Here is a 20,050-nt window from a genome sequence, read left to right on the forward strand (position 1 = left end):
ATTGTTGTGGGTTTTATGCCGGGGATTTCGCTGGGGTGTTAGTTACTTGGCAATCTTTTGGTAATCCTCAACTGCCTTATCCAACGCATCCAATGCCTTGCCGTATTCCTCATGGGTGCCGCTGCGGGCATCGCGTAGCTTATCCAGGGCTTCGTTAATTCCCTTGATGGCCTCAGCTTCATTTGCCGCAGCTGCTGGTGGGGTCGGAACGTCTTGTTGTTGCTCCCCATCAGTTGGCGCGCTATCAGATTCGGTCGGAGCGGTGGTGATTCCTTCCGCCTCCGCCAAGTCCTGGGCGGCACGCGGATCGATACCAACCTGGGCTAGTGCCTCAGAAACTGTTGGTGCGTAGCCAACTTGTCCCTTGTAGGAGACCAGTACGCGCAGCAGCTTCGGGAACGCCGACTCTTGGCCTTTGCGCTTGGAGTAGATCGGCTCCACGTAGAGGATTTCGCCGCCACCGACCGGCAGGGTCAGGAGGTTGCCGTTCTTCAAATCCGTTGTGGCCTTCCACAAGGTCTGGTCGCGGGCAACCTGGTCGGAGGAGATCATGGTGTCCTGCGCCTGTTGCGGCCCCTGGGTCAGGGTGTCGGTCGGCAGAACCCTAACCGTGATCTTGCCGTAGGTCTGCGGGTCGGAGCTCACCGACATGTGGGCAGCCAAGTACTGGCGGTTAAGACCACGGAACGGGGTGATGAGCTGGAACGACGGCTTGCCGGATTCCGGGTCGGCGGCAACAACGTAGAACGGCGGCTGTGCAGCCCGATTGCTTTCATCGGCGGACGGATCATCCGGAACAGACCAGAACCGGTCGTTGGTGAAGAAGTCGCGTGCCTCATCCACATGGTAGCGGGCCAAAATGGCGCGCTGCACCTTGAACATATCCTGCGGGTAGCGGATGTGGTCCATCAGCTCGGTGGAGATTTCTTCCTTTGGCTTGACGGTGTCGGGGAAAACGCCCATCCATGCCTTCAGAACCGGGTCTTGTTTATCAAACTGATAGAGCTCCACGGAACCGTCGTAAGCATCCACGACTGCCTTCACCGAATTTCGGATGTAGCCGACTTCGTCGGTAACCAGCGGACGCTGAGCGGAACCAACATCACCGGAGGTGTCGTTGGTGGCGGCGGTCAGGCTGGTACGGGATGCGTACGGCAGGCTACCTAGCGTGGTATAGCCGTCGACGATCCACTTGATTCGGCCATCGATAACCGCCGGGTAGGTGGTGGAATCGGTGGTCAGCCACGGGGCGACTTTGTGCACCCGGGTACGTGGGTCACGTTCAAACAGGATCTTCGACTTGGAATTTACCCGCTCGGAAAGGATGAGGTTGAGTTCCTGGTACCGGGCGGCGAACGCTGCGCGATTGAAGAAGTTACCGATGTCGACGCCACCTTTACCGGCATAGGTGTAGGTGGAGGAGTCGGTATCGTATTCCACCGAATTTCCGTTATCGGAACCAACCACGGCGTAATCCTTGCCATCCTCGGCAGAAGAGATCAGCGGGCCGAAGTAGACGCGTGGTTCTTTGACCACGATGCCGAGTTTCTTTGCGTCCTCGTCGGTGGTCTGCAGATCGGAAACCGTAAAGACTGGATAGCCACCACGGGCGGAACCGACGTCGCGGGCTACTTCATCCACCTGGTTAGCCTGGGCCGCCACGAACCCATTGCCGTGGGTGTAGACGGTGTGCCGGTTAATCCAGTTTTGCTGGTTTTCCCGCAGCGAATTGGGATTGATTTCACGGGCGGCAACCACGAAGTCGCGCAGTTCGCCGTCGATCTCGTAGCGGTCCATCGCCAGCGATGCCGGGAAACCATAGAAGTTTTTCAGCTGTTGCAGCTGGGTGAAGGTTGGCGAGATGATCTCCGGATCAAGCAGGCGGATATTGGAAACCGTAGCAACGTCGGAGGCTACCGCATCTTTACTTGCCCCTTTGGCACCCCAGTTTTCCTGGTAGGTGACGTTTTCATCGGTCAAGCCGTAGGCGAAGCGGGTTGCCTCAATATTGCGGGAGATGTATTCACTTTCCTTCTCCGCGCGGTTGGGCTGAACCGAGAACCGTTCCATCATGATCGGCCAGGCGTTTCCGATCACAAGCGAGGACAGCACCATCAAAACGGTGGTCAGCGCAGGAATCCGCAAGTCTTTCAGGAAGATAACACTGAAGAAGCTAACCGCAACCAAGATGGCGATGAACAGCAGAATCAACTTGGCAGGAAGCACCGCATGAATATCGGTGTAGGAGGCACCGACGAAAGTCTCGTGCCGGTTCAGCAGCAGATCGTAGCGGTCCAACCAATACCCCACTGCCTTCAGCAACATCCAGATACCGGCGGTTACCGCGAGTTGGATCTGGGCGTAGCGAGCGATGCGGGATTTCTGACCGGCGGCCGCATTACCAGCCGTGATATTGCCGAGGAGATAGTGACCAATGAGCGCGATGATGAACGCCAGAACCAAAAGCGTCGATAAGGTGCCCACCACGAGCCGAATCATCGGCAGGGTAAACGCATAGAAGCCGTAGTCCACGCCGAATTGTTGGTCGGTCATTCCGAAATCTTGGCGGTTTAAGAACAGCTGTACTACCCGCCAGCTTCGTTGGCCGAGGAAACCAGCAACCACGCCGACGATGAGGGGTAAGAACTGCAAGACCTTTCGGGTGGTGCGATCGAGCTGCTTGCGGTACTCGTACATTTGCCGATCAAGCTCGAACATCCGGGATTCCTCGGACGGCCGACCCCGCAGGGTGATGGTGGCTGCGATCCACACGACAAGCGCGGAGATCAGTCCGAAACCGACAAAGAGCGCGATGCGGGTCAGGATTACTTTGTTAAACACCCCCCTAAAGTCCACTTCGCCGAACCACAATAAGTCAGTATAGAAACTGATAAGTGTGGGGACGATAGTGCCTAGAATGAACAAAACCAACACAATGATCGATACCAGTCGCGGTGGTCGACCAACTTGTGGGGTTGGTGGAGTTAGGCCAGTAGCCAACGCCATCTCCTTTTTCGTTGTTGGGGTTAATCACAGGTAGTCTCCTACTTTACCGACTTATATCTGGGAAGGACAGTGAGCAATGACGAGCCAAAACCACGACCGGGAATCCATGCCCCAAGCATTAAATAAGGCAATGCGCGAGGCCGTTGACTTCATCCACGCGGAAGGCTGGGACGCGCCGCCCACTCTTTTTGGGTTAGTCCCGGCCAGATTGCTGGTGGATGTCATCGACGACGCCGAAATCGAACAATCCCCCCTCGCCCTGGTTGTGCAGGACGAACTTCCCGATTCGATCCTGCCGGGTTCGGACGAATTAGGCGACTATATTTCGCGGGTTGTATGGCCGGATGAAGTGGTCGGGGCGATTTTGGCTCAGGAGATCATGTTTAGCGATGCCGCCGACCCCACCGGGGTGCCGCGGGCCGCACGGTTGTTTAGCGGCGTTTTGCGCAGCGATGCCGAGTTGACGTTATTGCAGTTGCGCCCCACCGAGGAAGAATTGGCCAAGAAGGGCCCATTTGCCGAGGACGATATTGAACTGCGCGGCGGGCCGGGCATTGCACCTGGGGTTATTGCGGCACTCAAGGCCACTTTTGAGTAGAATAATCTTCCTTGCATACACTTGGGGTGAGCAGTAATTGGAAGAACTTTTATAAGGATGCTATGCACATGACACTTTCGTTTCGCGCCGGTTCCCCGCGCCTTTCTGTCGCGCTGGTAGCGGTGACTTCAGCCATTGTGCTTTCGGCATGTTCTTCCCAGGACTCATCGCAGGCCAGTTCGACGGCCACCACGCCCGTGGCGGTGTCAGCGACGTCGGCAACCGCAACGAGTCAGCCGACTAGCTTGTCGACGACACAGACGTCCAGCGACGAAACTTTAGCCCCGTCCAGTTCCAGTTCGCGGGCGGCGGTTAACGCCACGGTGGCCGAAACCCAGAAAACCTTCGGTACCCTGGCCCCCGATTCACTGTTCGCCCAGTTTGACACCTGTGACCCAAATGGCGTGGAGAATTCCATGGCCTGCACGGGCAAAGACGTGGGCCAATTCCAGTTCTTTGCCTCAGACGCCAAGGCCGCGTCCACTACCCAATTGCTCACCGGATTGCGCAATTCCCGGGTGATTAAAGACACCGGGCGGTTTGTGGTGGGCTGGTCGACGTTAGGGAACACGGCTATTATCACCGTCGTGGACAACGAAGAGGGGTTGGTGATGCAGCAAATGGTCTCGACCGACGAGATCGACCCCACCAAGCGCATTCATGAGCTCGGACTGGTGGAAAATACGGATCAGGCGGCGTCGAAAAGCAGCACGGATGCCGAGCCCACCGACGCTAAGAACTAACCCCGACTAGCGGCAGCCCTCCACGTCTTTCCCTGCGGCGAAGTTATCCATTTGGGCGATCGCCTCCTCCAGCGTGTCCACCGCGGCAACCGTCATGGTGCCAAAGTTCTTTCCACGCAGTTCCCCGCAATTGGACCGGGGGGCGAGGAATAATTCCGCGCCGCTATCCGCAGCCGCCTTGGCCTTATGCACGACGCCACCGATGTACCCCACCGTCCCGTTATCGTCGATCGTGCCGGTGCCGGCCACGAACTTCCCACCATTGAGTTTGCCGGGCGAGAGTTTATCCACCACCGCTAGCGCAAAAATCATGCCTGCCGACGGACCACCAATATCGTCCAGATTGTATTCCACGGTGATGTCCTCAGCCGGAACCGTCACCATCGAAATCCCCAAAAGCGGCATCGTCGGGTCATCTGGGTGCGTCGCCAAAATAACCTCCGCCTCCATGCGCTTATCGTCGCGCACAAAGCTCACCTCAACCACATCACCGGGACGCTTCTTGCGAACCAATTCCTGCGCGTGTCCCCCGCTTTTCACGTCAGTGCCCCCAATGGCAATGATGCGGTCGCCGACTTCCATCACCTCATGGGCTGGGGAATCGGCCACGATACTGGCGACCTCAACTTCCAATGGCTTATCCAAATACCGCAACGCCGCCGTGGTTGCCGCCGATTCCGATACCAAAAACGCCTGCTGATTAAGCTCGTTTACTTCATCTTCCGACTTGTCCTGCGGAATAACCTGCTCAATCGGGATGAGGTTATCACCGCTCAATAGCCACCGGCTTGCTGCCTGCATGACCGTCATATTGGTACGCACCGACACCGTCGTCATGTTCAACTTACCGGCGGTTTCATCAACCTCGGTGCCGGTAATATCCACCACTTTCACTCCGTCGATCTCCCCCAAGGTATTAAACGTTGGGCCTTGCCCCTCCGCCGCATACGGCACGGTCACGGAAATATTAGTGCCGGGGATAGTGGCTGTATTTACCGCTAATAACAGCGCTAGCACCGGAACGGCACCAAAGACCAGGGTTCGGATACGTCGATTCACGAATAACTAGCGTACCGTACGCCCCCACCACGACTTCAAGCCGCCGACTCAGGAAACCGACTTAGAACGCTGCCCCACCCTTGCAGCCCGGCGCGCCGCACGCCATGGAACCTAAGGGGAAGCCGCCCCTTGTGACGATCCATCCACGATTGTGTCTACCGCAGTGAAATTCTCACTCCACCGAAAACCATACCGCCTAATAACCTGGCCTTTTCGGGCCTAGCCCCCATTTCTGGCAAAAGCTAAGTCTCTGCAACTCGACTTTTGCGGATTTTAGCCCCCGTTTATCCCGCTATGGCAGTAAATAGGTCGAGTTGGGTTTGGCTCGCTAGAAGCGCTGGCTTTTAAGATTCCACCCCAAGAATTGTGGTGCTGATTTTCAACTCGACCGATTCGAAGCCAAAGAATGGATTGCAGCCATTCGGTAAAAGAAAGGTCGAGTGTGCGGTTGCGCCCTGTCAGTGATGTTCGCTGTTAGTGGTGGTGTTCGCTTCCCATACCATCCCCCACCCACGCCGTGGCGAGGAAGTTTCATCGCATTGTGGCGGGTTTTGCTGTCGATATGGTGCACGCTTTCCCGCCGCAACGACGGGCTGCACCGCACCGGGTGCTGGCAGCGAGATAACAATCTGATGTCAGCTGCCTGTGACATATCCGGATGCTAGCAAAAACCCCAGGTGAACTCTGAATGTTCGCTAACAGCGTTGCCGCGTTAATGGCATGAACTAGGTAGAAGTAGGTAGCGTTTAGGTCATGAATAGCTTTGGATTTTCTTTCGGTTTTGGCCCCCGCGATGACGACGAGAATAACCGCGACAATAACAATCCCTTCGGCGGTTTTAACGGCGGAATCGGCGATGTTTTAAATGAGTTCGGCCAGATGCTGTCCGGTTTAGGTTCCTCCATGAATTCCCCGGACGGCGCAGGTCCGGTCAATTACGCGGTAGCTGAACGTATCGCTAGGCAGCAGATAGGAAAAACGCCGCCGGTCAGCGCCAACGAGGAAAAGGCGGTAACCGATACCGTCCATTTGGTAGAGCTGTGGCTTAACGACGCCACCTATTTACCTGCCTCGGAGAATTCCGTTGTGGCGTGGAACGCCGAGGACTGGCTTAGCAATACCCTCCCCACCTGGAAGCGCATGGTCACCCCGGTTGCCCAGCACATGAATCAGGCAAAGATTGACACCATGCCGGAGGAAGCCCGCGAGATGATGGGGCCGATTCTTGGGATGATGGATCGAATGGCCTCGATGAACTTCGGGCTGCAATTAGGAAACGCCCTCGGCGACCTGGCGGTGCAGTCGCTTTCCGGTTCCGATTTCGGCATTCAATTAGCACCTGCCCACACCACGGCGTTATTGCCGGCGGCGGTTGCCCGCATTTCGGAAGAAGTGGGAGTCTCCCACCAAGATGTTTTGGTCTACCTAGCCGCTCGGGAGGCGGCACGCCAGCGCCTGTTCCGCCACGTTCCGTGGCTGACTGAACGGCTCGTTTCTTCTGTTGAGGAATACGCCGCAGGCTTAGAAATAGACACCTCTGCTATGGAGGAAGCCATGCGCAGTCTCAATATTGAGTCGCAGGATCCCGCCGCCATCCAGGATGCAATGGCGCAATTGCAGGACATGAACTTAGAGCCAACCATCAGGTCCCGCAATGAGGGTGCCACCACTCGGCTTGAAACCCTCCTGGCTTTGATTGAGGGCTGGGTGGAATTAGTGGTCACTGAGGCGATGGGTGACCGGGTACCGGCGACCGCGAAGTTGAATGAGGCTTGGCGACGGCGCCGGGCCACCGGCGGCTCGGCGGAACGAGCGTTCTCTTCCGTCGTCGGCATTGAATTCGCCGCTCCAAAGGTCAATGAGGCAACGGAGCTGTGGCGCCGCGTCACCGTGGCGGTCGGCGCTAAACGACGCGACCAAGTGTGGGATCACCCCGATTTCCTGCCGTCGGCCGAGCACCTGGAAAACTCGGCGGAGTTTATCGACACGCTGTTGGATGATTCAGACACCAGCACCTTCGACCCCATCGCCGAGATCACCGCCTTGGAAGAAATGCTGGCGCAACAACCGGAGCAGGATCACAAGGAAAACCCCACCTCCGGCACGAATGACTCCACGAAACACCAGGACACTTCTCAACCAGACGAGTCAGAAAACTCGGAAGATAACGGCACGAACTAACGTCTACTGCCGAAGACTTCCTCCCCCAGTCAGCGGGCGGAAGCCTGATAGCAATGCTGCCAGGCTTCCAAAAATCCTTTCGCCCGCTCCGCCTGGGGGACTTTATCTGCCCAATGCCAAAAGTCTTTGGAATGCCCATCGGTGATAAACGTATGAACCAGCTCGTGGACGATCACCGCGTTTAGAACGTAATCGGGCACTTCCTGCAATCGGTGGGAAATCCGAATATCACCAGTGAGAACCGTGCAGGAACCCCACCGGAAATTCTGATTGGTCACCCAACGGATTGAGCCGATCCGGGCCCTGCCACCCAAAACTTCTGTGTTAAGGTGCGTGGCTCGCTGCAAAAGCTCCGCGTCGCTTGTCACCGTGGCGGTTTTCTTCGCTTTGAGTTTCGCCACCACCTCGTCGACAAGCCGCCGTTCTTCCGCCGGATCAAGGGCTGCTGGTACCCGCACCTCGATGCGGTCGTCGACAAGCCGGGCGGCAATCGACTTGCGACGCCGCGGTGAACGAATCACCTCAACTTTGGGGGAAAACTCCTCGGAGTGCATGACAAAACATCTTAGCGTGTGCCATCATGAATATATGTTGGGGGAAGAAAGAAACCACTTTTCACTCACAGCACGGTTAGCCAGTGTGCCACCACTGGCAGAAACCACAACCCGCACCGAACCGGCCGAAGAGCAAGCGGCCACCCAGACAGAGGTCATGTTAAGCCCTGCGGCGCATATTCTCACGAGGGATACCACCGCGCTGCAATTCGGGCTCGACGCCACGACCGCCGGGATTTTCCAGGCTCGGGCAAGCATCATCCGGCTGTTAAGCCCGATACTCACCGCCTGTATCCGCCCCACCTCGGTGGCGGTGCTGCGCCGACGCATCGCCATGACCGGGCTGGGATTCCCCAAAACTGACCAGCTCATTGATGACCTGCTCAACCATGGGGTTCTGATCCCGGCGCGGCAGATCACCCTCGCGGTACTAGGAGCCTCCCCGCTGGCTAACACCGTGAGCAAAGTGCTTACGGAGATGGGCATCATTGTTAGACGCCCCCTCCAGGGTGATTCCGATTCCCGGTTCATTTCGCAGCTGCCCTGGGATATTCCAGTGGTGACCGCCGGGAAATTGGGCTCCAAGCGGCGCTTAGCGCAGCAGTTGGCCCGCTGGCCCGATGTGATTCCGGTATCGCTGATTGATGCGACCGGTGTTATCGGCCCAATCCGCACCGGCGGTGTGGGGCCGTGTGTGCAGTGCGCGGAGCTGTATCGCAGTAGCGTGGATCCGTTATGGCGTTCCATGTCTGTGCAGATGCCGCTGAATCCGCGCCGCAATCCGGTTGTCGAATACACGGTGGCGGCCCGGCTGGGGGCGCTGCTCCAACCGCGCTATCCGGCGCCCGGGGTGGTGAATAAGGACCTTGAACCGGGAACCGTCATTGAGGTTTCGCCGTATAAGGAAACCGTTTCGGAGTTTATTATCGCCTCGCACCCCATTTGCCCCGCCTGCTGGTCGGCGGCGTAATGAGATTCTGGCTGTTGCGCCAGACAGCCGCTGTCTAGTGCCCACCAGCGCACCACTGGTGTGTCACACTAGCTGCGTTTTCCTAGACGTGGGATAAGGAGTGCGTCGACAAGCAACCAGCGGCTAGAGGAATTGCGCGAGCGTAGCTAGCAAATCCGCACCGTAGCGTTCGAGTTTTACCTGCCCCACTCCGGGGATTGCCAGCAGGTCGGCTTCGGTGGCGGGGAGGTTTTCGGCAATTGCCATCAAGGTGGCGTCGGTGAAGATGATGTACGCGGGAACGTTATTGTCCTTCGCAATCCCGGCCCGCCAGGTGCGCAGCGTCTCGAAAACTTGGGCGTCGGCGGTCGATGGGCAGTCGAGGCACCTGCCCAGGACTTTTTGCTGCGGATCGGTCAGCGGTTGGCCGCATACTTTACAGCGGGTCGCGCGTTTCTTCCGGATGGCCGCCGCGGGGCTGGTTGGCGCATCGTGGACAATGTCGTCTAAAAACCTGGTGCGTTTCCGGGTGGCGCGCCCACCTTCTTGGCGTGCGGCGGCCCACGAATGGTACAGGTGTTCCCGGGCGCGGGTCACGCCCACGTAAAACAATCGGCGTTCTTCCTCGATCGCGTCGTCGCCGGATTTCACCGCGTGAGTGATAGGCAGGGTTCCGTCGGTAAGCCCGACGAGGAAAACCGCATCCCATTCCAAGCCTTTTGCCGCGTGCAGGGATGCCAGCGTTACGCCTTGCATCGTGGGTGGGTGTTTCGCCTCGGCGCGTTGCTGTAATTGGGCAAGTAACCCGTGAATATCAAGGTCGGGGGTTGCTTGGCCTAATTCGTGGCTCAGTTCCACCAGTGCGTTGAGGCTTTGCCACCGTTCGCGGGCTTGGGTACCGGCGGGTTCCTCGGCGGTGAGCCCCATGGGTGCTAATACCGCCCGCACCAGACGGTGAATCTCCGGGCCGACGGCCTCTTCGGGCACGTCGTCCCTAGTGCTGACGCGCACCAATTGGCTGATGGCTTGCCGGATTTCCGGGCGTTTGAAGAATTCTTCGCCGCCGCGCACTTGGTAGACGATTCCGGCCTCGGAAAGCGCCTGTTCAAAGGTGGCGGATTGGGCGTTGATGCGGTACAGCACAGCTATTTCCGCCGCAGGCACCCCGGAATCGAGGAGCTTCTTGATCTCTGCCACCACGCCCCGCGCCTCGGCGGGTTCGTCATCGTAGGCGTGGAACTGCGGCTTCGGTCCGGCGGGCCGCATTCCCACCAGTTCGAGCCGGGTGCCAGCCACCCGGCCGGTGGCTTTGCTGATAACCGTATTGGCCAGGGTGGTGATCTCCGGGGTGGAACGGTAGTCGCGTTGCAGTTTCACCACGGTGGAATTGGGGTAGATGCGGGAGAAGTTCAAAAGATAGTCCGGGCTGGCGCCGGTAAAGGAGTAAATCGTCTGGTTGGCATCCCCGACCACAGTCACATCGTCCCGATCCCCTAACCACGCCTCCAGCACTCGCTGCTGCAGCGGAGTGACGTCCTGGTATTCGTCGACCACGAAGGTGCGGTATTGCTGGCGGAATTCCTCGGCGATCGCGGTGGAATTTTCAATAGCGCCGGCGACATGGAGCAGGAGGTCGTCGAAGTCAAGCAGCATTCCCTCGGGCGCGACTTTTGATTCCTCGTACCGCTTGTAAATCTTGGCGATGGTTTCCGGTGGGCACGGGGTGCGCCTGGATCCGACTTCTTTGACGTATTGTTCCGGGGTTATCAGCCGCGATTTCGCCCATTCGATTTCGCTTAAGATGTCTCGAACATTTTCCACCGAGGAATCCACCCCGGCAGCCCGGGTGGCGCGCCCGACCAGCGGGAATTTATTGTCCAATAGCCGCCACCGCAGGTTTCCTGCTACTTGCGGCCAGAAGTAACTCAGCTGACGCATCGCCGCAGCGTGGAAGGTGCGGGCTTGCACCCCGCCGATGCCCATAAGGCGGAGCCGGTGCGCCATTTCGCCTGCGGCGCGTTTGGTGAAGGTCACCGCCATGACTCGGTTCGGGCTGACGAATCCTTGGTCGATAAGGTGGGCGATGCGGTAGGTGATCGTGCGGGTTTTACCGGTCCCAGCACCCGCGAGAATCGCCACCGGTCCGCGCGGGGCGGTGGCGGCTTGGCGTTGATCGGAATCAAGATCGTCTAGGTTTATCACGAATGCACCCATTCCATAATCAATGAACGTGCCAGTGACCCGGCACCGGGTAAGGTTATGGCACCAGAAAGCACGTCGGTTTTCGTGGCCCATCGGATATCGGTTACTTCACCGTCGAGTTCGCCGACGGGATACTCGTCGGTCGTCGTTGCTGAAAAGCCCACCATGATGGAACCAGAATACGGCCACGGTTGGCTGCGAAGATACCGAATATCGGAAATCCGCCGTCCGGTTTCCTCCCAGGCTTCCCGGGCCATGGTGTCTTCGAACGTCTCCCCTAGCCCCACATAGCCAGCGATCAACGAATGGTAGCCGGGGCGGGCTGCGTTTTGCGCCACCAGGATACGATCGGAATCGCGCAGCGTAATGATGCCGATCACCGCCGGATCTATCCGGGGAAATACTGGCCGTTCGTGGTCATTTTTTCGGGACACGGTTCCGACAAGGTGGTCGGAATACTCCAACGGCGCGCCGGTCAGCGGGTCGAAGCGGCACGATTCCCGGTGGTGTAACACCGCCAGGGCGTATATGGCCAGGGGATCGTCGGTGCGCGACATTCGCTTGTCGACGCCGTCTGGTACGCACCGCTCCAGGTTGGCGATCCGCTGCACCACCAGCGGTTCCCCACCCAAAGTGGTGTCACCTGGGGTGGTTAATGGGAAGGCTGGGACGTCACGGATTGCGGTAACCTGCAGCGGCGCCCCGGTGGCGTCGACAAGCGTGCGGCCGTGGGCATCGAAAACTAGCGCGTTCACTGGTCCTTCACATCGTTGCTAAAAACCCGTCGGACATACAGCAACCGGTCGCCGGGCTCCACGGTCTCCGCTTCTAGGGAGTCGATGCGATACAGCTCGCCAGACCGCACCACCCCTAGGACAATATCCGCGAGGTGACGTGGGTTTGCGCCCACTTCGTCTTCCGCCACCGGCCGCTCGGCAACCGAGAAACCTTCGTCCGGCGATAGCAGGTCTTCCATCATCTCCACAACGGATGGGGTGACGGTGGCCAAGCCGAGCATTCGACCGGCGGTTTCCGAAGAAATCACGACGGAATCGGCACCCGATTGTTCTAATAGATGCTGGTTTTCGCTTTCCCGGACGCTGGCAACAATCCAAGCGCTAGGCGCAAGTTCCCGCACCGATAACGTCACCAACACCGCAGTATCGTCCGTGCTCGGTGCCACCACGATGGCCTTCGCCTTACCCACACCCGCGAGGCGCAAAACCTCCGAGCGGGTGGCGGAACCAACGACCGTCACCAACCCCGCATTGGCGGCTAATTCCAGCGCCGATTGATCGGTGTCAATCACCACGATGTCTTTGGGCGAGGTGCCGTCCGCAAGCAGCGCGGAAACTGCGGACCGGCCTTTGGTACCGTAACCAATGACGATGGTGTGGTTGCGCAATTTTTTCCTCCAACGTTGAATCTGCCAGGTACGTCGCGATTCCTCGGTGAGCACGGACAGGGTGGTGCCGACCAAAAGTATCAGGAACGCAAGACGCAGCGGCGTAACCACGAAAATATTAATCAATCGGGCAGTCTGCGTCACCGGGGTGATATCGCCATAACCAGTGGTAGACAGCGTGACGGCGGAATAGTACAAGGCATCAATGAAGGTTAGATCCTCCGAGTATCCGCCTTTTTCCACGTAGGCAACTATCGCCACGATCAGGATGAGAATAATGGCGATAACAAACCGCCGGGTAATCAGCCGCAGCGGACTGACCTGCATATTTGTGGGTATGCTGATGACGTTCAGCAGCGCATGCTCTGGGGTTTCCGGCTTCTGCGATTCCGTCCGGAACCGATCGGCAAACCTATTCGGCATTTGACTTCGCTCCTGAAAAACTCAAATTACTGTCCCATAACATAACCACCGTTAGCGTCCAGCCAACCACATTGCTCAAGAAAATCAAGGGTACCACTGTTAATCAGTTTCCACCGCTTGGGCAAACACCTCACCTAATTCGGATTCGGTGGGCAACTCGGTTGCGCTGATTAATTCATCATCGCGCACGTAATAAAACGACGCCCGAATATCGTGAGGGGAAATCCCCTGCAATTGCGCCCACGCCAACCGATACACCGCCAGCTGCATCGATAAATACTGCATATCGGCTTTAGTCGGCGGGCGGCCGGTTTTCCAGTCGATGATATGCCAACCGTCGGGGTCTTTGAAAATCGCGTCCATGCGGCCACGAATAACAATGCCATCGATGGATACCTCGAAAGGTTGCTCCACGAACATCGGTGTGCGGTTGGCGAATTGCCCGGATACAAACGCGTCCTTGAGTTCTTGCAATTGCACCGGGCTGATTTCTTCATCCATGCCGGGCAGCTCCGACTCGTCCAGTAGCGCCGCCCCGCCGAAGCGTTCCTCCAGCCACATGTGGAATTCGGTTCCGCGTTTTGCGTATTGATTCGGTTTGAACGGCACCGGGCGGCGTTGCCTTCGGGCGAACTGTTCGGGGTTTTGTTTCAATGCCACAATGTCGGTGGCGGTGAGTTCCCGCGCCAATTCCACGGAGACGACCTGGGCCTTCAGCCGCTCATGTTCGTCGATAAGCGCCGAAACGTCCTTTTCCCACAACGCAAAAATATCTTTATCGTCATTGAAGGGGATTTCCGTCTCGCGGGCTTTTGCCACCCGGTTAGCTGCCGCCACAAGCGCTGCGGTGGTGGCGGCGTCATGCGCGGGCCGCGGGAACATGCCTTCACGCGGCTTCGCCGCATCCTGTGCGGCGTCTGCTTCACCATCGAACCATTCCACCACGCAGTCCGGTGCCTGTTGTTTTAATAGGAGGAAATTCTCGTACGGCTCGGATTGCGTGGTGCTTTCGGTATCAAGCTGCCGCGAGGCGGTGACGAACAACCGCTTCTCCGCGCGGGTGATCGCCACGTAAAACAGTCGGGTGTTTTCTTCCGCCGCGCCTTGTTTAAAGGCGTCGATGTGTTCCTTTCCGGCTTTTTCAAACTCGCTTCGATTCTCCGGACTTACGGTATCGAACACCGGTGAGCCCACCTGGTCGCCGTCTTCGGCAACGTCGCCACGCAGCGTGGACGGAACGGCGGCAACGTTGGTAAGCCAGGTGGACACCCGAGCCGCATAGGTACGGTTGTCGGCGTGCAGTACGCAGACGGTTTTCCATTCCAAGCCCTTGGCTTTATGGGCGGTGAGAATCTGCACCCGGTCGCTTCGTACCGCGACTTCCCCCGGTGCTAGTCCGTTATCCTGGCTGCGCGCGATGGTGAAATAATCCAGCAGTTGCTGCAACGTTGCATCGGCCACGGCTGCGAAGGATGCCACTTCGCTGTGCAGTTTATCCAGATGCACCGTGCCCGCTGCCCCATCGGTGCGGGGGTTTTCCCGGCTTAATACTTCCGTGCGGATCCCCATCACCCGTTCAATATCGGCAAAAATATCCGGCAAGCTTTGGCCCGCCGCAACTGTCTTGCGAAGCGCACGCAATTGCCCGCTTAACCGCAGTAGCCTCCGGTAGCCTTCCGCGCTGTACGATTCCGGCTCCCCCAGATCCGCGATGGCGTCGGTGAGCCCGACCACGGTTTCTGGTTCCGCCGGGACGGTGTGTGCGATGATCGCCGCCAGTTTCTCCATCGGGTCTGTAATGGTGTCGATGTTGATGTCCTCGGTTTTGCTGCGCCCAGCCAGGTTAGCGGCACGCTTGGCCACAGCGATGATATCGGCGACCCCAAGGCCCACCATCGGGCCCGCCAAGATGCGTAACGCCACCTGGGAATCCGTGGGGCGAATAAGCATGGTGGCGATGGCAACCATGTCTGCGACTTCCGGGACGTCTAATAATCCGCCCAGACCGACGATCTCCACCGGCACGCCCCGCTTCTGAAGTTCCAAGGCCATTGCCGCCATGTGTGCGCGTTTGCGCACCAAAACGGCTGCGGTGAACGGTTCGTCGGTTTTCTTGTCGTGGTATTCGGCGGCCAGGTGCTCGGCAATGAATTCCCGCTCCGCTTCGCCGGTGGCGAAAAATCCCAGGGACACCTCCCCGGCGGGCACGTCGGGCAGCGATTCTAAGGGTTGCACGGGTCGGCGCGGGTCGGTTGCTGGCCCCAAAACGGCGGCCGATACCGCGTTTGCCAAGGCTAAAACTTTAGGTGGGTTGCGGAAGCTCATGGTGAGTTCCTTTTTCGGTGCTGGTACCCCACCGGCGGCGAAGTCGGTGACGAATCGTTCCAGGTTAGCTGCGGTTGCACCGCGCCACCCGTAAATCGACTGCATGGGATCACCCACCGCCGTGACCGCGGTACCCGCAAATAGAGTGCTCAGTAGCACGCGCTGCGCGTGGCTGGTGTCTTGGTATTCGTCCAACAAAATGACCTGAAACCGGCTCCGCAGCACCTTCCCCACCTCGGGGGCTTTCTGGGCCAGCCGTGCGGCCAGCGACATTTGTTCGCCAAAGGTGGTGAGGTTCTTTTCCACCAGGTGGTCTTTCAATGCCCGCGCCAATGGCAAGTATTCCAACCGCGTCTGTTGGGTATCTTTCCATTTCTGCATGGTTTGGTTCAGTGCGTCCCGCTGGCGGGGCCCTTTGGGGAGGGTATCGAAAAGCTCGACGAACGGTGTGGTTTCCTCCCACACATCCTGGGCGCTGACCATGTGGCTATCCAGCTCGGCGACTAAGGCCAGGAGTGTTTCCACCACGGTCACCGGCTTATTGCTGGTGGTTAGTGCCCCTCGATAGTTTTCCACGATGGAATACGCGATCCGAAACAGCTCCGAATTGGTGATAACCCTTGAGCTCGGTTCCACCGGCAGCATAAGCCCGAACTCGCCGATGAGTTTTCCCGCAAAAGCATCATAGGTGGAAACGGTCGGCGCGATGGCGGTGAGGCTGCGGGCCAGCTTGCCGCTTGGATCCAACACGCCAATATCGGGTATTCCGGCCAGTTGCTCTAATCGGGTACGGATGCGTTTCGACAGCTGTTGCGCTGCCTTTCTGGTGAAGGTCAAGCCCAGGACCCGATCCGGTTCGATCAGACCATTGGCTACCAACCACACCACCCGCGCCGCCATCGTTTCGGTTTTACCGGCACCGGCACCCGCCACCACGAGCAGCGGCCCTAGCTCGGCTTCGATCACGCCCGCCTGTTGCGGGGTGGGCGGAAACTTCTGCCCTAACAGCGCCGACAGGGCGATTGGGTCGACGGTGCCAGTTCTCACCGCGGCGTCACCGGATGGTGTGGTTGGTGGCGTACCTAATGGCGTACCTGACGGTGTACCTGGTGCCATGGGTTTTAAGCTCCTCACAGTTTTCGTGCTGGTATCCGGTTGTGGTGGGTTTCGGTTTTAAGTATTAGTGCTGCCCGTTGTTGGGTGGGTCAGCCACTGCCCGGTTTCAAGCGCCGGGCACAGCACCGATAATTGGCAGGTGCGGCAATGGCGGTTGGTGGTGGCCCGCAACGTCGGGCCGGAAAGCTCCGCCGCAAGGGGCGGCAGTTTAGCTGCGAATTCCGCCAATTCTTCCTCGCTTTTCGACGCCTGGGTCACCGTAGCAATATTCTTACCCGGTTTCTCCGGATACACGAGGCTCGCCCCATCTACCGCCATACCCGGGCCTAGGACAATTTCCGTGCCGGAATCGGATAGAGTCCCGTTGCGTAGCGCCAATTGGTAGGCCATGAGCTGGACGTGGTTTTGGGTTTCGTCCTTGGTGGGGCGATTAACACCCGATTTGAAATCGACAATGTGGTAGCCGCCGTCACTGGTTTTTTCGAGCCGGTCGATCCGGCCGACCAGCTTCACCCCGTTTGGCAGCTGAATATTCGCGGCGATTTCCACCCCGACCTGCTCAAAAATCCCTCGGGTGGTTTTAAGCCACAGCGCGGTCCGATCGAGGGCGTCTTTCCATACCTGGATTTCGTGTTCCCTCAGCCACGGCGGTGCCTTCAGGATGAAATCGAAGGCGGCGATGATGGCTTCCCGCGCCGCATCGATATCAGCGCCGGTGGCGATGGCCTCGGCGAATGCGTGGAGCAACGTGCCTCGCAGCAATGCGATGGGGGTTTCTTCGTCGGTCAGTACCTGGTGCAGCGTTGCCCGCAGCGGGCATTCCAGCCCCGCCTCGATCCGGGACGGCGATAACCGCGTGACTTTTAGAGTGTCAGTTTCGCTGCTGTCCGTGATTCCCCACCAGTGTGTGGGGTCGGCCCCGGGGATTCCGGCGTCCGCAAGCCGGGCCAATTGGCGTGCGGCTTGGTCTTTGGCCCGCTGGTTGAGCTGCGGATTAATTAGCGCCCGCCGTAATTCCGCGACAATCGCTGGCACTGATAGGAGTCGGGTGGCGTAGCTTTCTACCGGCCAGGCAAGCTCGGCCGCCGTGTCTGGGGCTGGAGTCGGCTCGGCATTCACGGTATCAAGTAAGTCGAATAAATCACCCTGTTGTGCTTCGTCACTGGCAGCCGGGGCGGCTAGGTTCGCTTCCGTCGTATCCTTTTTAGCTGCCGTGTGCGGGGTGGTTGTAGCAGCTTCGGCGAGGGCGGCGTTGTATTCAGCGAACTCCCGCACGAAGCGGGACGGTTCTAGTGCTTCTTCTGCGTCCGGTGCCTCGACTGCGGTGATGTACAGCGCCCGGGTGGCCCGGCTGGTTGCCATGCCAAATAGGCGCCGCTCCTCCGCGAGCCGTTCGGCGGCGCGGGAGATGGGGGTGCCGGGTTCAATGCCGTCGTCGATAAGGTCGACGAGTTCCTCCTGGCCAAACAAGGTTCCGGTCTCCCCCAGCGTGGGCCATTGGCCTTCCTGCACCCCGCAGACCACAACGGTGTCCCATTCTTGGCCGGAAGTGGCGTGGGCGGTGACGATGCTGACCGCCTCCGGCGTGGCTAGTCGACGATCCCGCACGCCGGTGGGCAGTTCTTGTTCCCGAATATGGGCGATAAAGGAATCGATGCTGGCGGTGGGGCGGCGTTCCACCCAGTCGCCGGCGGCGTCGAAAAGCGCCATGACTGAATCCAAATCCCGATCCGCCTGGGAGCCTGCCGCCCCGCCGCGCAGGCTCACGGCCAACAGATGTCGGTCCAGGTTGGTGGCGGACCAAATATTCCACAGTATTTCTTCCACCGTTCCGGCTTGCCGTCCGGCGGCAAGGACGGTGCGGATGCGGGTGAGAATATCCAATTCCCGCTGGGTGAGCTCGGCGGTGACGTCGGCTAAGAAATCGGGGTCTGGTTCCGCGTCAAGCACAATGTCGGCCAGAATGTCGATGGCGCGTCGCATCGTTGGCCGGGACGACGTGTCGGATGCTTCACTTTCGACGCGGTGGTGGCGTAATTCCACTTTGCGCAGCGCCCGGAATAACCGGCGCAGGGTGACCGCATCGGCGCCGCCGATGGGTCCCAATACGAGTTCTTCAAGTTCGCTTGAGGTGATCTGTTCCCGCACCGCGCGAACCGCCAATAGCAATGCCGCAACGATGTGTTGTTGGCTGAGCACGATGTCTGTGGGGTCAATATGGACCGGCACACCCGCCGCCAGCAATCCGCGCCGAATCGGGGCGATCATCCCGACCGACCGGACCACTACCGCGATGTCTTTCCAGGCGACGCCATCGATCAGGTGCGCCCGGCGGATAATATCGGCGACTAATTCGTTCTGTTGCCCAACCGATTCCAATTCGTGGTATTCCACCCCGGCCGCCCCAGGCTTGGCGACGATCCGGTGCGGCGTGTGCAGTTTAAGCTCGTGATCCACCGGGTATTCGGTGAGAAACGTCGGCCGGGCACCCCGAAACCGGTAGACGGATTGCTCTGGGTCGCCCGCGATGACCGCGAAAGACGCCCGGCTCAGTAATTCCGCCACTAATTCGGCGGATTTCGGATCCAAATGCTGCGCGTCGTCGACGATGACGGTGCTGAAACTGGTGTCGGGAAGCTCCGCCTCTAACACCATGCTGACCAGCTCCGATGCGCTTAACGAATGCGTGCCGCCAAGCGCCATGATCTGCTCGTATTCGCGCAGGAATTCCCCGGCGGCGGTCCACATAGGGCGGTTATAGTCACCGCCCAACGCTTCTAGATCTTCCGGACTCAAGCCGCGTTCCACCGCACGTAAGAGGAAATCGCGCAGCCCCCGGGCGAAACCAACCATGCCGATGGCATCGCGGCAGTGCTCCGGCCACCGGGGCATCCGCATCTCAATATGCCCGGCGAGCAATTCTCGGATAACCGCGTCTTGTTCCGCACCGGTGATAAGCCGGAGGTTTTCGGTTCTGCTGCTGCGCAACAGGGCAAAGGCCAACGAGTGGATCGAACGCACCATTGTGCTGGCGGAACGATACGAATCGGTGGCGACCCGGGCGACGATTCCGCGCCGAAGCCGCGAGGCTGCCTGTTTGGAAGCCGCGATAACCAGGATATTTTCCGGCCGCTCCCCGGCTGCGATGCGGTTTGCAATGGTATCGAGCAGCAAGGAACTAACCCCGGTTCCGGCGCTTCCGATCAGCCGCCACACCCCCTGTTGTTCGGTAAACAGCGGGTTATCCCATTCGCGTTGTGGATTGTGGGTTTCCGGCCGGACCAGCTGCACCCGCACCGCACCCACCGGTGACGTGAATTCTTCGGCGTCCGCTTCGTCGCGGAAGGTTTCCTGGTGAGGGGGTTGTTCGTGAGCCTGTGGTGTGTCCATAGTTTCAGCTGCGGCGACGTCGCGTGCGACTTCGTCCTGGAGATCTAAGCTGTGTGTGGTGGGGTCAATCGGGTCGGTTGATGCGGGTGGGGCCATAGG

Annotated in this window: 12 protein-coding genes; 4 read left to right on the forward strand and 8 right to left on the reverse strand. The window is 59.0% G+C overall.

The window, feature by feature from the left end; translation table 11 throughout:
- Nucleotides 1-42 precede the first annotated feature (42 nt).
- Nucleotides 43-3,006 (reverse strand): UPF0182 family protein, encoded by a 2,964-nt coding sequence (locus tag Q4D85_RS02290; protein ID WP_303197944.1) that lies wholly within the window; start codon nucleotides 3,004-3,006, stop codon nucleotides 43-45.
- 76 nt (nucleotides 3,007-3,082) lie between these two features.
- On the opposite strand from Q4D85_RS02290, the gene Q4D85_RS02295 reads away from it, so the two are divergent.
- The gene (locus Q4D85_RS02295) at nucleotides 3,083-3,604 is read left to right on the forward strand and encodes a PPA1309 family protein (RefSeq protein WP_303197945.1); all 522 of its coding nucleotides are present in this window, start codon (nucleotides 3,083-3,085) and stop codon (nucleotides 3,602-3,604) included.
- A gap of 68 nt (nucleotides 3,605-3,672) precedes the next feature.
- The gene (locus tag Q4D85_RS02300) at nucleotides 3,673-4,347 is read left to right on the forward strand and encodes a hypothetical protein (protein ID WP_303197946.1); all 675 of its coding nucleotides are present in this window, start codon (nucleotides 3,673-3,675) and stop codon (nucleotides 4,345-4,347) included.
- A gap of 6 nt (nucleotides 4,348-4,353) precedes the next feature.
- On the opposite strand, the gene Q4D85_RS02305 is transcribed toward Q4D85_RS02300, so the two are convergent.
- A complete protein-coding gene (locus tag Q4D85_RS02305; protein ID WP_303197947.1) occupies nucleotides 4,354-5,406 on the reverse strand; it encodes a PDZ domain-containing protein in 1,053 nt (350 codons plus the stop codon).
- Nucleotides 5,407-6,159: 753 nt separating this feature from the next.
- On the opposite strand from Q4D85_RS02305, the gene Q4D85_RS02310 reads away from it, so the two are divergent.
- The gene (locus Q4D85_RS02310; RefSeq protein WP_303197948.1) at nucleotides 6,160-7,587 is read left to right on the forward strand and encodes a zinc-dependent metalloprotease; all 1,428 of its coding nucleotides are present in this window, start codon (nucleotides 6,160-6,162) and stop codon (nucleotides 7,585-7,587) included.
- A 29-nt stretch (nucleotides 7,588-7,616) separates the two neighbouring features.
- Here the strand turns inward: Q4D85_RS02310 and Q4D85_RS02315 are convergent, their stop codons facing one another.
- Nucleotides 7,617-8,141, reverse strand: a complete 525-nt coding sequence (locus Q4D85_RS02315; RefSeq protein ID WP_303197949.1) for a M48 family metallopeptidase — start codon at nucleotides 8,139-8,141, stop codon at nucleotides 7,617-7,619.
- A gap of 85 nt (nucleotides 8,142-8,226) precedes the next feature.
- Between Q4D85_RS02315 and Q4D85_RS02320 the strand changes: the two genes are divergently transcribed.
- Nucleotides 8,227-9,111 carry a hypothetical protein gene (locus Q4D85_RS02320; RefSeq protein ID WP_303197950.1) on the forward strand — a complete coding sequence of 295 codons (885 nt, stop codon included), beginning with the start codon at nucleotides 8,227-8,229 and terminating at the stop codon, nucleotides 9,109-9,111.
- Nucleotides 9,112-9,234: 123 nt separating this feature from the next.
- Here Q4D85_RS02320 and Q4D85_RS02325 read toward each other — a convergent pair whose 3' ends face one another.
- The 5 genes from Q4D85_RS02325 to Q4D85_RS02345 all read right to left on the reverse strand — a co-directional run bounded on the left by Q4D85_RS02325 (nucleotide 9,235) and on the right by Q4D85_RS02345 (nucleotide 20,047).
- Nucleotides 9,235-11,292, reverse strand: coding sequence for an ATP-dependent DNA helicase UvrD2 (locus Q4D85_RS02325; RefSeq protein WP_303197951.1), 2,058 nt, complete (start codon nucleotides 11,290-11,292; stop codon nucleotides 9,235-9,237).
- On the reverse strand, nucleotides 11,289-12,047 hold the full coding sequence (locus tag Q4D85_RS02330; protein WP_303197952.1) for an NAD(+) diphosphatase: 759 nt from the start codon (nucleotides 12,045-12,047) through the stop codon (nucleotides 11,289-11,291). Before Q4D85_RS02330 ends, Q4D85_RS02325 begins: the two co-directional genes overlap by 4 nt.
- A complete protein-coding gene (locus Q4D85_RS02335) occupies nucleotides 12,044-13,120 on the reverse strand; it encodes a TrkA family potassium uptake protein (protein ID WP_303197953.1) in 1,077 nt (358 codons plus the stop codon). Before Q4D85_RS02335 ends, Q4D85_RS02330 begins: the two co-directional genes overlap by 4 nt.
- A gap of 99 nt (nucleotides 13,121-13,219) precedes the next feature.
- On the reverse strand, nucleotides 13,220-16,561 hold the full coding sequence (locus Q4D85_RS02340; protein WP_303197954.1) for an ATP-dependent helicase: 3,342 nt from the start codon (nucleotides 16,559-16,561) through the stop codon (nucleotides 13,220-13,222).
- A 57-nt stretch (nucleotides 16,562-16,618) separates the two neighbouring features.
- Entirely contained in the window at nucleotides 16,619-20,047 is a 3,429-nt protein-coding gene (locus Q4D85_RS02345) for an ATP-dependent DNA helicase (RefSeq protein ID WP_303197955.1), read from the reverse strand.
- Between the last annotated feature and the right edge of the window lie 3 nt (nucleotides 20,048-20,050).

It is taken from the genome of Corynebacterium sp. (genome assembly GCF_030532965.1).
In the GTDB taxonomy this organism is placed as follows: domain Bacteria; phylum Actinomycetota; class Actinomycetes; order Mycobacteriales; family Mycobacteriaceae; genus Corynebacterium.